The sequence below is a fragment of the Halorubrum sp. JWXQ-INN 858 genome (genome assembly GCF_009806985.1).
Classification (GTDB): domain Archaea; phylum Halobacteriota; class Halobacteria; order Halobacteriales; family Haloferacaceae; genus Halorubrum.
The window spans coordinates 50,328-65,097 of sequence record NZ_WUAX01000008.1; the positions used below are offsets into that span (position 1 = coordinate 50,328).

Sequence of the window (14,770 nt, forward strand, 5' to 3'; positions counted from 1 at the left end):
GTGCGCCCGGCACATAAAGCTCCGCAGAGTCCCCCAAAAGCTCCAAGAGTCCCGAAGCCTCGAAGCATCCCGAAGCCTCGCAGAACCCCGAAGCCTCGCAGAACCCCGAAGCCTCGCAGAACCCGCCTCCTCCGACCGAAACGTCCATCCGACGGGGAGACGAGACGACGGTATGTACGTCGTCGTCAACGCCGCCGCGAGCGTCGACGGGAAGCTCTCCACCCGTCGCCGGGAGCAGCTCCGGATCTCCGGGCCCGAGGACTTCGACCGGATGGACCGGATCCGCGCCGCGGCCGACGCGGTGCTGGTCGGCGTCGGGACCGTCCTCGCGGACGATCCCGGCCTGACGATCAAAGAGGAGGACCGCCGCGTCGGACGGCTCACGAACGGACGGCCCGGGAACCCCGCCCGCGTCGTCGCGGACTCGACCGGGCGGACGCCGACCGACGCCCGGATACTCGACGACGAGGCGACGACGTACCTCCTCGTGGCGGCGGCGACGCCGACGGACCGTCGCGAGGCGTTGCGGGCCGCGGGCGCGGAGGTGATCGTCGCCGGAGAGGAACGGGTCGACCTCGCCGAGGGGTTCGCCGCGCTCGCGGACCGCGGCGTCGACCGGCTGATGGTCGAGGGGGGCGGCGAGCTGATCGCGTCGTGTTTCGACGCGGGGCTCGTCGACGAGCTGCAGCTGTATGTCGGATCGCTCGTGGTCGGCGGCCGCGACGCCCCGACGCTGGCCGACGGCGACGGGTTCGTCGACGCGTTCCCCCGACTGGAGCTGACGGGGACCGAGCGACTCGACGACGGGATCGTCCTCTCGTACGACGTCCTCGACGGGCGGCGGTAGGCCGGTCTCGGCGAATCGCGCTGGGGGTCCGGTTTCGGCGGTCGTGATGAGCGGTCGGCGGCGTCTGACGGCCGCGGATCGGGTTCCGCATCCCCGGGGTTCAAGCGACTCCCCTCCCGATCAGAACCATGAGGAACGATAACGCACTTCGAGAGGCGGTAGAGCGGGACGAGCCGGTGTTCGGGGCGGCCGCGGCGACGTGTTCGCCGGCGGTGATCGAGACGCTCGGCGACGTCGGGATGGACTTCGTCTGGGTCGACCTCGAACACGGCGGGCCGAGCCCGAACGACACCGAGGCGCTGGAAGGGCTCGCCCGCGCCGCCGCGGTCGCCGACACGGAGCTCCTCGTTCGGCTGCCCTCACCCGATCCTCACGTCATCCGGAAGGTCCTCGATACGGGCGTCCGAACGATCCTCATCAGCCGGGTCGACACCGCGGCCGAGGCCCGACGGGCGGTCGACGCCGCGCGGTTCGTCCACGAGGGCGAGCCGGGGCAGCGTGGGATCGGGGTCGGTCGCGCGAGCGGCTGGGGAGCCCGCCTCGACGGCGACTTCGTGGCGGCCGAAGACGAGTCGGTCCTCGTCGGCGCGATGATCGAGACCCGATCCGCCGTGGAGAACGCCTCGGAGATCCTGTCGGTCCCCGGACTCGGCTTCGTCTTCCTCGGGCCGGCTGACCTCTCCGTCTCTCTCGGCCGCCCGATGGAGACCGCCGCGGAGGAGGTCCGCGACGCCATCGAGCGGGTCGAACGCGCCGCCGAGGGCTCACCGGTCGCGCTGGGCGGGATCCGAAACGACCCCGCCGACGTCGAGGCCGCGATCGACGAGGGGTACCGGATCCTACGGGTGGGGGGCGACGTCGGGGCGATACGAACCACGCTGTCCGCGCGGCTGGCGGCGATCGAGGATCAGCGATAAGCGGTCGCCCGGGAACGACACCTTCCGAGCGGGAAGAGCGAAAACGCGGCGGGAGCGAGGGACCGACTACTCGTCGCCCTGGGCGTCGACGATCACGACCTCGCCGTCCTCGACCGTGACGTTGATGAGCGTTTTCACGTTGTAGTCGGTGTCGTCGAGCTCGTTCTCGCCCGCCTTCTTGATCACGGCGACGACGTCGACGACGTCCGCGCCGATCTCGCCGGTGAGCGCGTCGAGGATCGCCTTCATCGTGCCGCCCGTCGAGAGCACGTCGTCGAGCACGAGCACGCGGTCGCCCTCCTCGACGTCGTTGATGTACATCTCGGACTCGGAGTAGCCCGTCTCCTGGAACAGCGGGACCTCGCCCTCGAGGCCGTACTGGCGCTTTCGGATGACGACGAGCGGGATGTCGGTCATCAGCGAGAGCGCGGTCGAGATGTGGATCCCCATCGCCGCGGGAGTGACGATCTTGTCGACGTTCTCGAGTTCGGCCTTCCGGATGATCCGGATGACGATCTCCCGGAGCAGCTCGGGTTCCAGCATGGGAACGCCGTCGCTGATCGGGTGGACGAAGTACTGGTACTCGCCTTTCTCGATGATCGGCGCGTCGAGGAGCGACTGCCGCAACTGGTCCATGTCGCCGGTACTCGGTGCGCTTAATAAAGGGTGGCGGTTGCGGGCGGTCGTGCGCCCGGGTGTCACTCGAACGCCGGCTCCCGCTTCTCGAGGAACGCGGCCATCCCTTCACGCTGGTCGTGGGTGCCGAACAGCCCCGACCAGAGCCGCTTCTCGTAGTCGAGCCCGACGGTCTGGGAGCCGTCGTGGACCGCGTTGAGCGCCTCCTTCGCGCCCCGGAGCGCGAACGCCGGCTTCGCCGCCAGCTCCGCGGCCATCCGCGCGACGTGGTCGTCGAGCTCCGCGTCGGGGACGACCTCCCCGACGAGCCCGATCGCGGCCGCCTCGCTCGCGTCGAGCCGCTCGCCGAAGAAGACGAGCCGCCGCGCCGTCTCGTCGCCCACGAGCCGCGAGAGCCGTTGGGTGCCGCCCCAGCCGGGAACCAGCCCGATGTCGATCTCGGTCTGGCCGAGGACCGCGCCCTCGGCGGCGACCCGGAGGTCACACGCGAGCGCGAACTCACAGCCCCCGCCGAAGGCGTAGCCGTTGATGGCGGCGATCGCCGGCGCGGGGAACGTCTCGATCGCGTCGACGACGCGGTGGCCCAGCTCCGCGTACGCCTGCGCCTCCGGCGTCGTCAGGTCGGTCATATACGAGACGTCCGCGCCGGCGATGAACGCGTCCTCGCCCGCGCCCGTCAGCACGAGCGCGCGGACCTCGGCGGCCGCCGCGGCGTCGAGCGCCTCGGCGACCGCCTCGAGCGCGTCGACGGTGAGCGTGTTGAGCCGCTCGGGGCGGTCGATCGTCAGCGTCGCGACGTCCTCGTCGATCTCCAGCGTGACCGTGTCCCACTCCATGTCCGGCGTGTCACCGGGGGGCGTGAAAACTGTTCGTGCGGAAAATCCACTTACCGTCGTCGTGAGACGGCCGTGGCCGTTTTTAAGTGAACGTCCGCACCGATCGGGGTCGGTTGCGATCGATCTCAATCGATTGTAATCGATCGCGGTCACTTATCAGTGATCGTCGCGCGCTCCCGGGATCGCGACCGCCCCGGAGCCGGTCAGACCTCCTCGCGGGCCTCGATCCCGGTGTAGATGAACCACGCGACGGCGTACACCCCGACGAACAGGAGGTAGCCGAAGACGAGCCCCACGAGCTGACGGTCCCCGAGGCCGTCGGGAAGCGTCGCGGAGAGGACGGCGAGCGCGACGACGAAGACGACCAGCGAGAACAGCCCGGAGAGCGCATACACGCCCAGATCGGAGGTGAGTCGTTGACGCACGGCACCCGATAGGCGATCTGGACTTAAAAACCCCCGTCGGAGCGATCGGTGGGATCGGCGGGATCTGCCCGATGGTCGTCGTCCGCTTCCGGGCCGTCCCGCCGATCGTACGCCCCGTGTCGGCGGAGGACGCCGGCGCGCCGGAGGACCGCCGGGGTCCGACAGACGCCGGACTCGCCGGCCGCCTGCGCGACGGCGCAGTTGTTGCAGTTCTCACAGACGGCCGCCACGCCGGGGTCGACGTCGTCGCCGAGCAGGCGGGCCGGGAGCTCGGGCTCCGCATAAAAGGGCCGGGCCATCCCGACGAGGTCGGCGTCCCCGGCGAGCGCGTCGTCGAGCGTCGCGCGGTCGCGGAGGCCGCCCTCACACGCCACCGGGACGTCGACGCGGTCGCGGACGCGCCGACAGAGGTCGCGGTTCCAGCCGGGCTCGAAGTCGTACGCGAACGACTCGACCCAGTTGCCGGCGGCGACGGCGGCGGCCCGCGGGAGCGACCCGAACGCCTCGCGGAACCCCGGGCGGAACCGCGCGTCGCGCCAGGCGGCCGCCGGGAACTCGCCGCGGACGACGCTCATGTCCCAGAAGACGCTCGTCCGGACCGGCACGACCGCGTCGTAGCCCGCCGCCGCGAGCCGCTCGCACACCCGGACCGCGTCGTCGTCGCCGAGGTGGGGACCGATTCCGGGGAGCGTCGGCCGCTCGGAGGGCACCTTCGTCAGGAGCGGGACGTCGCCGGCGCGATCGCGGACCGCCTCGGCGACGCGTTCAAGGAAGGCGACGCCCGCGCCCACGTCGGGGTCGATCCCGTACCGGTCGTCGCGCCGGTTGTAGAACGGCGAGAGGAACTGCTGGACGATCCCCATGTTCGCGCCGGCGACGTGGACGGCGTCGTAGCCGGCGTCGACCGCGCGGGCGGCGGCCCGACCGAAGTCGTCGGCGAGCGCATCGACCTCGGCGGTCGTCAACACGCGAGCCGAGAGGTCGAGGAAGCCGAGCCGGTCGAGGATCCGCAGGACGCGCGGGGGACGGGACACCGCCAGCTGCTCGAGGTCGGGGTTCGCCCCCCGGTAGCCGGCGTGCCAGACCTCCATCGAGCGGAGCCCGCCGTGTTCGAGCTGGATCGCGATCCGGGAGTCGTGCGCGTGGACCGCGTCGGTGAGCCGTGCGAGGTCGGCGACGAACGCGGGGTCGTGAACGCGCGTCATCCCGGGCGCGGCACAGCCGCCCTCCCCGCGGACGATCGTCGCGCCCTGGTGGATCAGCCCGACGCCGGCGGCCGCGGCGGGCTCGAGATCGGCGATCAGCCGGTCGACGGCGTCGTCACCGTTCCCGGCGCACTCGAGCAGCGGGGCACGATACAGCCGGTTCCGGAGGCGCAGCCCGCCGAGGTCGACCGGGTCATCGAGCGCGGGCGGGCCGGCGGACGTCATCGCTCCTCGAAGGCCTCCTCGTCGACCGTCGTCCGGCGGACGTGGTCGGAGCGGCTCGTCTCGAACACGGTGTCCTCGTCGATGTCCCCCTTGTCGACCAGGTCGCGGACGAGGTCGGGGTCGAACGACTCGGCCGCCCGCGGGTCGATCCCCGCCTCGAACAGTGCACGCCGGACCGTCTCCTCGCTCCGGAGCGAGCGCCGCGTCGACATCGACCGGCCGATGCTTCCGAGCTCGCCCTCGATTTCCATCTCCTCGTCGATCCGGTCGATGATCGCGGTCCGGACGTCGCTCCGGACGGTCCCCGCCTCGCTCGCGAGCACGGAGAAGGCGACGAAGAGGTCCGCCAACGCCGGCGTCTCGAGGTCCTCGAGGTCCTCGACCCCCGCGGAGCGGTCGCGGGCGACCTCGACCGCTCGGAACACCGGCTCCGGATCGATGGCGTGCGACCTCGGTTCCTCGCCGTCAGCCGTGTCGTCACCCGTCCCGTCGCCCGTGTCGTCACTCGTCCCGCCGGCCGTGTCGTCGCCGGCAGTATCGTCGCCGGCACCATCGTCGCCCCGTTCCTCCCCATCGCCGTCGCGCATCGCCGAGAGGAAGTCGCCGGGACCGTCGTACTGGAGCCGGGCCCAGTCGTGTTCGGGCCCCTCGGTTCCGTTCACGTGGGCGGCGACGAGCGACGGGACGTCGCTGAACCCGCAGTCCGGTGCGGGACATCGCGTGGGTCGTAGTGTCATACCCGTCCGTTGGGCGCCACGGGATTTGACGGTTCGCCCGCCCGGGTCGTCGGGGCGTTTAACCGGACGTGTCCCGTCGAACGCGTATGAAGCGCACCCGACGCGAGGTGCTCGGCCTGGGCGCGACGATGGGGGCGATCGCGGCGACGGCGGGCTGTCTCGCGCCGACGAACGACGACGGGCGGGTCGGCGTCGACGGGGGGAACCCCACGGCCGCCGCGGCGGAATCGACAGAGCCGGCGGAACCGGCGGACGCGCCGCGCGTCGAGTCGAACGCGGGCTATACCGAAGTGTACGAGGCCGTCTCCCCGTCCGTCGCGCGGGTACAGACGTACCGCGACGGAGCGGTCGGCGGGCTCTTCGGCGACGACGGGGACGGCGGCGACGGCGGCGGCGAGGCCGGACAGGGCTCCGGCTTCCGGTACGCCGAGGACTACCTCGTCACGAACGATCACGTCCTCGCGGACGCGGACACGGTCCGGGTGCAGGCGTCCGACGGAACGTGGCTCGACGCGTCGGTGGTCGGCCGCGACCCGTACAGCGACCTCGCGGTCGTGGAGACGGCCGGGAGCCTCCCCGGCGGGCCGCTCGCGCTCGCCGAGGCGGTCCCGGCGACGGGAACCGAGGTGCTCGTCGTGGGGTCCCCGCTCGGGTTGGAAGGGACGGCGACACAGGGGATCGTCAGCGGGCGCAACCGGACGATCCCCGCGACCGTCACGGAGGCCGGGCGGTTCTCCATCGCCGACGCGGTCCAGACGGACGCGGCGTTGAACCCCGGCAATAGCGGCGGGCCGATCGTCACGCTCGACGGGGACGTGATCGGGGTCGCGACCGCGACGCGCGGCGAGAACGTCGGCTTCGGCGTCTCCGCCCGGCTCGTCGGCGAGGTCGTTCCCGAACTGATCGGGTCCGGCGGGTACGACCACTCGTACATGGGCGTGAGCGTGCTGCCGGTCGAGCCCCTGCTCGCGACGGCGAACGACCTCCCGGAGGCGCGCGGCGTGTACGTGGCCGACGTCGCCGACGGGGGCCCGGCCGACGGAGTCCTTCGGGGGGCCGACGGCGAGACGTCCGTCGAGGGCGCGACCGTGCCCGTCGGCGGCGACACCGTCGTCGCGCTCGACGAGACGCCCGTCGAGGCCAACGCCGACCTCTCGCGGTTCCTCGCGCTGGAGACGCGCCCGGGGGACGTCATCGAGGTGACCGTCAGACGCGACGGCGAAACGAGGACCGTCGACCTGACGCTCGGGTCGCGGCCCGACCCCTGATCGCGAGACGGTCGCGTTCCGTGGATCACGTGGGTTCTCCTAGCTTCCCGTGGCTCCCGCGGCTCCCGCGGACTGCAACCCCTAAATCCCCCCGGCGACAGGTAGGGGTATGAACGGAAACCGGTTCGGTCGCCTCTTTCAGGTGACCACCTACGGCGAGAGCCACGGCGAGGCGATGGGCGTCACCGTCTCGGGCGTGCCGGCGGGCGTCGAACTCGACGAGGACGCGATCCAAGCACAGCTCGACCGGCGGAAGCCCGGCCAGTCGATGATCACGACCTCGCGGGGCGAGCCCGACGAGGTCGTCGTCAACTCCGGCGTGCAGGACGGCTACACCACGGGCACCCCGATCGGGATGGTGATCCAGAACAAGGACGCGCGGTCGGGCAAGTACGAGCCGTACGTCACCGCGCCGCGGCCCTCCCACGGCGACTACACCTACTCCGCGAAGTTCGGCACGCGCAACTGGGGCGGCGGCGGTCGATCGTCCGCGCGGGAGACGGTGAACTGGGTCGCGGCCGGCGCGGTCGCCGAACAGGTGCTCGACGCCTCCCCGTACGACGTCGAGATCAAGGCACACGTCAACCGTATCGGCGACGTCGAGGCCGGCGCGGTGACGTTCGAGCAGATCCTCGCCCACAGCGAGGAGAACGACGTGCGGTGTGCGGACCCCGAGGCCGCCGCGGAGATGCAGGCGCTGATCGAGGAGTACCAGGAGCAGGGCGACTCGATCGGCGGCTCCATTTACTTCGAGTGTCGGGGCGTCCCGCGCGGGCTCGGCGCGCCGCGGTTCGACGGCTTCCCGTCGCGGCTCGGGCAGGCGCTGTTCTCCGTCCCGGCGACCACGGCCGTCGAGTTCGGGCTCGGGAAGGCCGCCAGCGACGTGACCGGGAAGGAGCGAAACGAGGACTGGACGTTCGACGACGGCGAGTCGTTCACGCACGTCGAGAGCGACGCGGGCGACCCGGTCCCCGTCGGCAACGACCACGGCGGGATCCAGGGCGGGATCACGACGGGCGAGCCGATCTACGGCGAGGCGACCTGGCACGCGCCCACCTCGATCCCGAAGGAACAGCGGACCGCCGACTGGGAGACGGGCGAGGAGAAGGACATCCAGGTCGTCGGCCGGCACGACCCCGTCCTCCCGCCGCGGGCCGTCCCCGTCGTCGAGGCGATGCTCTACTGTACCGTCCTCGACTTCATGCTGCTGGGCGGCCGGATCAACCCGGACCGCGTCGACGACCGGCCCGGCGAGTACGACACGGAGTACCACCCGAGCAGCCCCGACAACGAATAGCGGATCGGTCGGTGGGTGTCGGCCGTTGGGCGACGGCGGTCAGCAAGCGCCACGGACTCAAAAGGCCCGTCGATCAGGAGGTGACCGGGTCGCCCGCCTCGTCGAACGCGAGGGTTCCCCAGTGGGAGACGAGCAACCAGACCCCGTCGACGAGCGAGTACACCTTGGCGGTTCGTCCCTCCCAGTGGAACCGCTCGCCGGTGTCACGGTGTCGCCACAGCGTGTCGATGTCGACGACGGCGAAACCGCCGTCGCCCTCCGCGGAGACGGACGTCCGGAGCGTTTCCCGCCGGTTGTGGACGAGGTCGTGGCTGTCGAACAGGCCCTGCCAGTTCTCCCGCCAGCGGTCCCGGTCGAAGCGGCCGTACTCCAGCTCCCACGTCACCGGGTCGTGATCGTGGGCCGTCGGCGGCCACGCCCACACCATGTCGGGATGAAACAGGTCGAGCAAGGACTCCACGTCGCGCTCGTTCCACGCTCTGGTCTCGCGGTTCACCATTCGCTCGATGGGATCGGTGTCGCTGTCGGCGGCTGGGTCGGTGTCGCTGTCGGCGGCTGGGTCGGTGTCGCTGTCGGCAGCTGAGTCGGTGTCGGGATCGGCGGTCGGATCAGCATGCCCGTCGGTGTCGGGATCAGCGCCGGGGGACGTATCCGTCATGCTCGACGGTCCGCGGACGAACCAGTAAACCTCGGCGGTCCGCCGCGACGCGCGCCGACGCTCAGATCACCACGACCTCGTCGACGACGACGAGCAGGACGAACCCCACGAGGAACGCCGCAGTCGCGGCGTCGGCGTGCCCGTGTCCGTGCGAGGAGGGGATCAGCTCGCGGAAGACGACCGCCAGCATCGCGCCGGCGGCGAACCCGGCCGCGACGGGGAACAGCCCGTCCGCGATCGAGACGAGGTAGAAACCGAACAGCGCGGCGACGACCTGTGGGACCACGCCGGACAGGGTCGTGTACAGCAGCACTCGGCCGTTCCCCATCCCGGTCTCGCCCATCGGGACGGCGAACGCGAAGCCGTCGGGGACGTTCTGGAGACCGATCACGATCGCGATCAGCACCGCGACCTCCTCGAGGCCGGACGCGAACGCGACGCCCATCGCGAGCCCCTCCGGCGCGTTGTGGAGGGTGATCGCCCCGCCGATGAGCAGGGCCTTCCGGAGCCGGGCGTCGAGGGTGTCGGCGTCCGCGTCGGTGTCGGAGTCGGCGTCCACGCCGGCGTCCGTGTCGGTGTCAGAGTCGGCGTCCGTGTCGGTGTCGGAGTCAGCGTCCGCGACGGTGACAGTGTCGGTGTCGGAGTCAGCGTCCGTATCGGTGTCGGAGTCGGCGTCCGTGTCGGTGTCGTCCCCGTCCGTCCCCCGTATCCGTGCGGCCGTTCCCTCCATCGGGGGCATCCGGGCGACGTCCGTGCTCGTCGCCCCGCCTTCGGCGCGCCACTCGCGGTAGAACGCGTGGAGATGCGGGATCGCGCGGTTGCCGACCAGCAACGTGAAGCCGCCCGCGAACACCCCGACCATCACGATAGAGAGGCCCCCGTCGTCCATACCGGGCAGGATCAGCCCGAAGACGCTGGCGGCGACCATGAGCCCGGCGGCGAGCCCGAGCGCGGCGTCGTACGTCCGATGGGTCACCCGAGCCCGAACGAAGACGGGCAGCGCGCCGAGGCCGGTCGCGAGCCCCGCCGCCCCGGTGACCGCGAGGACGGTCACGATGTCTGTCATGCGAGCCGGTTCCGTCGGAACGAATATAAATCGGTGACCATCCACGCGGAGGTCGGTGGACGACGGGCGGGAAGCCGCGTCGATAGGCGACCTTGTAATCATCTCGCTCGCGCCCGCGCGCGTGCGCCGCCTTTATAACCCGGCACCGATTACCTCCGATACGTTCTATGCCAGAGGATAGTGAGTACGGAGCCGGCCAGATCCAAGTGCTGGAGGGCCTGCAGGCCGTACGCAAACGCCCGGCGATGTATATCGGGTCCACGGACGACCGTGGGCTCCATCATCTCGTTTACGAGGTCGTCGACAACTCCATCGACGAGGCGCTCGCGGGGTACTGTGACGATATCGAGGTAACGATCCACGAGGACGGTTCGGTGAGCGTCAGCGACGACGGCCGGGGGATCCCGGTGGACACCCACGAGAAGTACGACCGGCCGGCCCTGGAGGTCATCATGACCGTCCTCCACGCCGGCGGGAAGTTCGACTCGAAGTCGTACCAGGTGTCCGGCGGGCTCCACGGCGTCGGCGTGAGCGTCGTCAACGCCCTCTCCGAGCGATTGGAGGTGGAGGTGAAACGCGACGGCGGAGTGTATCGCCACTCCTTCCAGTGCGGCGAGCCCGACGTCGACGGGTTCGATCGCGTCCGCGACATGGGACCGGACGAGCCGACGGGCACCCGGATCCGGTTCTGGCCCGACCGGGAGACGTTCGAGACGACGACGTTCTCCTTCTCGACGCTCGCGAACCGGCTCCGCGAGCTCGCGTTCCTCAACTCCGGCGTGGAGATCACACTCGCCGACGAGCGCGACGGCGAGCGGGAGACGTTCCGGTACGAGGGCGGGATCCGCGAGTTCGTCGCGTACCTCAACGAGACGCGCACGCCGATCCACGACGACGTCATCTACTTCGAGGGCGAGGACGACGGCGTCCACGTCGAGGTCGCGATGCAGGCGACCGAGGAGCTGCAAGGCTCCGTCCACGCGTTCGCGAACAACATCAACACCCGCGAAGGAGGCACCCACCTCACCGGGTTCAAGACGGCGCTCACCCGCGTCGTCAACGATTACGCGAACGAACACGGGCTCGTCGACGACCTCGACGCCAACCTCAAAGGCGAGGACGTCCGCGAGGGGCTCACCGCCGTGATCTCGATCAAACACCCCGACCCGCAGTTCGAGGGACAGACGAAGACGAAGCTCGGCAACAGCGAGGTCCGCGGCGTCGTCGAGTCCGCGACCCACGAACAGCTCGGGACGTTCTTAGAGGAGCACCCGGACGTCGCACGGAAGGTCGTTCACAAGGCCGCCGAGGCCGCACGGGCCCGCAAGGCCGCCAAGAAGGCCGAGGAGCTGACCCGGCGGAAATCGGCGCTGGAGTCGACGGCGCTGCCCGGCAAGCTCGCCGACTGTCAGACCCGCGACCCGGCGGAAGCGGAGCTGTTCGTCGTGGAGGGCGACAGCGCCGGCGGAAGCGCCAAACAGGGTCGGAACCGGAAGAACCAGGCGATCCTCCCGATCAAGGGGAAGATCCTCAACGTCGAGAAACACCGCCTCGACCGGATCCTCGAGAACACCGAGATCCGCGCGCTGATCACGGCGATCGGCGCGGGGATCGGCGAGGAGTTCGACATCGACGACGTCCGGTACAACAAGGTGATCCTGATGACGGACGCCGACGTCGACGGCGCACACATCCGAACGCTACTGTTGACGCTTCTGTACCGCCACATGAAGCCGCTCATCGAGGCCGGCTACGTGTACGCGGCGCAACCTCCGCTGTACCGCGTTCGGTACAAAGGCGAGACGTACGACGCGATGACGGAGGCGGAACGCGACCGCATCGTCGCGGAGAAGTGCGACGGCGAGCCCGACCAGGTCCAGCGGTTCAAGGGGCTCGGCGAGATGAACCCCGACCAGCTGTGGGAGACGACGATGGACCCGGAGAACCGCATCCTCAAGCGGATCAACATCGACGACGCGGCCGCCGCCGACCGCATGTTCAACGTCCTGATGGGCGACGCGGTCGAGCCGCGCAAACAGTTCATCAAAGAGCACGCGACCGAGGCCGAATGGGTGGACATCTGATGACCGCGACGACACACACACACCGATGAGTTCCGACGTACCCAACCCCGACGACGTGCGGGCCGCACAGGTGACGAACGCCCGCATCGAGGACGAGATGGAGCAGTCGTACATCGACTACGCGATGTCCGTCATCGCGGGGCGGGCGTTACCGGACGTCCGCGACGGGCTCAAACCCGTCCACCGTCGCATCCTCTACGCGATGCACGAGGCGGGGGTCACCTCGCGCTCGGCCCACCGCAAGTCGTCCTCGATCGTCGGGGAGACGATGGGTGATTACCACCCGCACGGCGACAGCGCGATCTACGACACGCTCGCGCGGATGGCCCAGGACTTCTCGATGCGCTACCCGCTCGTCGACGGCCAGGGCAACTTCGGCTCCGTCGACGGCGACCCGCCGGCAGCGATGCGGTACACGGAGGCGCGGATGGCTCCCATCGCGGAGGAGCTGCTCGCGGACATCGAGCGCGACACGGTCGACTTCCAGTCGAACTACGACGACCGACTCACTGAGCCGGCGGTGCTCCCGTCGGCGTTCCCGAACCTGCTCGTCAACGGGTCGTCGGGGATCGCGGTCGGGATGTCGACGAACGTCCCGCCGCACAACCTCCGCGAGGTTATCGACGCGACCGTCGAGCTGATCGAGACCCCCGACTCCACGGTCGAGGACCTGATGGAACACGTCAAGGGGCCCGACTTCCCGACCGGCGCGAACATCGTCGGCCGCAACGCGGTCCACAAGGCGTACAAGACCGGACGGGGACGCGTCCGCGTCCGCGCGGTGTTCGACGTCGACGAGGAGGAGGGCCGGATCGTCATCACCGAGCTCCCCTTCCAGCAGAACAAGGCCCGGCTGGTCGAGCGCATCGCCGACGACGTCAACGAGGGGTCCATCGAGGGGATCCGCGACCTCCGCGACGAGTCCGACCGCGACGGGATCCGCATCGTCGTCGAGCTGAAACGCGACGCGATGGCGGAGGTCGTGAAGAACCAGCTGTTGGAGAGCCACCTCGAGCGCACGTTCGGCGTCATCAACCTCGCGTTGGTCGACGGCGCGCCGCAGGTGCTCGACTTGAAGCAGACGCTCGAACACTACGTCGAACACCGGCGCGACGTCGTCCGCCGCCGGTCCGAACACGAGCTCGACGAGCGGGCCGACCGCGCGCACATCCTCGAGGGACGGTTGAAGGCGCTCGATCGGGTCGACGACGTCGTCGAGACGATCCAGGACTCCGCGGACCGCGACGCCGCGCGAGCGGCGCTACAGTCCGGGTTCGAGTTCAGCGAGGCACAGGCCGAGCACATCGTTCGGATGCAGCTCGGGTCGCTGACCTCGATGGAGACCGAGGAGATCGAAGCCGAGTACGAAACCGTCACCGCTCGGATCGAGCGGCTCGAGACGATCCTCGGCGACCCCGACGAGCTCGACGCCGTGATCGTCGACGAGCTGCGCGACATCGCCGAGGAGTACGGTGACGAGCGCCGCACGAGCTTCATCGAGGACGCGGGGACGGTGACCCACGAGGACCTGATCCCGGAGGAGGAGTGCGTCGTCGTCATGAGCGAGGACGACTACATCAAGCGGATGCCCCTGTCCACCTTCCGCGCGCAGAACCGCGGCGGGAAGGGGATCATCGGTGCCGACCTCAAGAAAGGCGACCGCGTCTCCTCGGTGTTCCAGGCGAACTCCCACGACTACCTGCTCGTCTTCACGAACCACGGGCAGATCTACCAGCTGAAGACGTACGAGGTGCCGGAGATGTCCCGAACCGCCCGCGGGAAGTCGGCGGTGAACCTCCTCGACATGGCCGACAACGAGGAGATCGAGGCGGTCGTCAACACGGACGACCTCGCGGACGACGAGTTCCTCACGATGGTCACCCGCGACGGGTACATCAAACGGACCGCCGCCGGCGAGTTCGAGAACATCCGCACGACGGGGATCCGCGCGATCCGCTTGGAGGACGGCGACGAGCTGGTCGACGTCGAGGTGACGGACGGCGGGACCGACATCGTCATCGGGAGCCGGAACGGGATGGCGATCCGCTTCGACGAGGCCGAGGTGCGGGCGATGGGGCGGACCGCCCGCGGCGTGATCGGGATCGACCTCCGCGAGGGCGACGCCGTCGCCGGCGTCGCCGCGATCGACGCCGACCGGCACGACTGGGTGTTGACCGTGACCGAGAACGGCTACGGGAAGCGCTCGGACCTCGAGGAGTACCGCAAGCAGTCCCGCAACGGGATGGGGCTCATCGACATCAAGACGGGCGAGCGGAACGGCCCGGTCGTCGCGATCGAGGCGGTCACCTACGGCGACCACCTGCTCGCGATGAGCGGCGACGGACAGATCATGCGGACCCGCGTCGAGGAGGTGTCGACGGTGAGCCGCAACACGATGGGCGTCATCGTGATGGACTTAGGCGTAGGGGACGCGGTGTCCTGTGTCGACATCGTCCACGAGGCGGCGTACGCGGCCGACGAGTAGCCGAACGGACGCGGCCGCGGACGTCGTCTCCGGGCGGACGGTCGCACGGTCGGTCAGGAAAGTTACTTATCATCCCCCGCGAAA

The 14,770-nt window shown here is 69.9% G+C and carries 13 protein-coding genes; 6 read left to right on the top strand and 7 right to left on the bottom strand.

The window, feature by feature from the left end; translation table 11 throughout:
• Positions 1 to 172 precede the first annotated feature (172 nt).
• Together GRS48_RS05660 and GRS48_RS05665 are read left to right on the top strand one after the other, a co-directional pair.
• Positions 173 to 847, top strand: a complete 675-nt coding sequence (locus GRS48_RS05660) for a 2,5-diamino-6-(ribosylamino)-4(3H)-pyrimidinone 5'-phosphate reductase (RefSeq protein ID WP_159484426.1) — start codon at positions 173 to 175, stop codon at positions 845 to 847.
• Between the two features lie 128 nt (positions 848 to 975).
• On the top strand, positions 976 to 1,764 hold the full coding sequence (locus GRS48_RS05665) for an HpcH/HpaI aldolase/citrate lyase family protein (RefSeq protein ID WP_159484428.1): 789 nt from the start codon (positions 976 to 978) through the stop codon (positions 1,762 to 1,764).
• Positions 1,765 to 1,830: 66 nt separating this feature from the next.
• Here GRS48_RS05665 and hpt read toward each other — a convergent pair whose 3' ends face one another.
• The 5 genes from hpt to GRS48_RS05690 all read right to left on the bottom strand — a co-directional run bounded on the left by hpt (position 1,831) and on the right by GRS48_RS05690 (position 5,828).
• A complete protein-coding gene (gene hpt / locus GRS48_RS05670; RefSeq protein WP_159484430.1) occupies positions 1,831 to 2,400 on the bottom strand; it encodes a hypoxanthine/guanine phosphoribosyltransferase in 570 nt (189 codons plus the stop codon).
• Between the two features lie 62 nt (positions 2,401 to 2,462).
• Positions 2,463 to 3,236: an enoyl-CoA hydratase/isomerase family protein gene (locus tag GRS48_RS05675; RefSeq protein ID WP_159484432.1), complete on the bottom strand. Its 774-nt coding sequence runs from the start codon at positions 3,234 to 3,236 to the stop codon at positions 2,463 to 2,465.
• Between the two features lie 203 nt (positions 3,237 to 3,439).
• A complete protein-coding gene (locus GRS48_RS05680; RefSeq protein WP_321168310.1) occupies positions 3,440 to 3,661 on the bottom strand; it encodes a hypothetical protein in 222 nt (73 codons plus the stop codon).
• 23 nt (positions 3,662 to 3,684) lie between these two features.
• A complete protein-coding gene (locus tag GRS48_RS05685) occupies positions 3,685 to 5,091 on the bottom strand; it encodes an NADH:flavin oxidoreductase (RefSeq protein WP_159484434.1) in 1,407 nt (468 codons plus the stop codon).
• The gene (locus tag GRS48_RS05690; protein ID WP_159484436.1) at positions 5,088 to 5,828 is read right to left on the bottom strand and encodes a hypothetical protein; all 741 of its coding nucleotides are present in this window, start codon (positions 5,826 to 5,828) and stop codon (positions 5,088 to 5,090) included. Before GRS48_RS05690 ends, GRS48_RS05685 begins: the two co-directional genes overlap by 4 nt.
• 86 nt (positions 5,829 to 5,914) lie before the next feature.
• On the opposite strand from GRS48_RS05690, the gene GRS48_RS05695 reads away from it, so the two are divergent.
• Positions 5,915 to 7,096, top strand: coding sequence for a S1C family serine protease (locus tag GRS48_RS05695; protein ID WP_159484438.1), 1,182 nt, complete (start codon positions 5,915 to 5,917; stop codon positions 7,094 to 7,096).
• A gap of 109 nt (positions 7,097 to 7,205) precedes the next feature.
• Positions 7,206 to 8,393: a chorismate synthase gene (gene aroC / locus GRS48_RS05700; protein WP_159484440.1), complete on the top strand. Its 1,188-nt coding sequence runs from the start codon at positions 7,206 to 7,208 to the stop codon at positions 8,391 to 8,393.
• A gap of 73 nt (positions 8,394 to 8,466) precedes the next feature.
• On the opposite strand, the gene GRS48_RS05705 is transcribed toward aroC, so the two are convergent.
• The gene (locus GRS48_RS05705; RefSeq protein WP_159484442.1) at positions 8,467 to 9,051 is read right to left on the bottom strand and encodes a nuclear transport factor 2 family protein; all 585 of its coding nucleotides are present in this window, start codon (positions 9,049 to 9,051) and stop codon (positions 8,467 to 8,469) included.
• Positions 9,052 to 9,112: 61 nt separating this feature from the next.
• Entirely contained in the window at positions 9,113 to 10,117 is a 1,005-nt protein-coding gene (locus tag GRS48_RS05710; RefSeq protein WP_159484444.1) for a ZIP family metal transporter, read from the bottom strand.
• A gap of 167 nt (positions 10,118 to 10,284) precedes the next feature.
• Between GRS48_RS05710 and gyrB the strand changes: the two genes are divergently transcribed.
• Both gyrB and gyrA read left to right on the top strand, forming a co-directional pair.
• Positions 10,285 to 12,201, top strand: a complete 1,917-nt coding sequence (gene gyrB, locus GRS48_RS05715) for a DNA topoisomerase (ATP-hydrolyzing) subunit B (protein ID WP_159484446.1) — start codon at positions 10,285 to 10,287, stop codon at positions 12,199 to 12,201.
• A 25-nt stretch (positions 12,202 to 12,226) separates the two neighbouring features.
• Positions 12,227 to 14,686 carry a DNA gyrase subunit A gene (gyrA, locus tag GRS48_RS05720; RefSeq protein ID WP_159484448.1) on the top strand — a complete coding sequence of 820 codons (2,460 nt, stop codon included), beginning with the start codon at positions 12,227 to 12,229 and terminating at the stop codon, positions 14,684 to 14,686.
• The last annotated feature ends 84 nt before the right edge of the window (positions 14,687 to 14,770 follow it).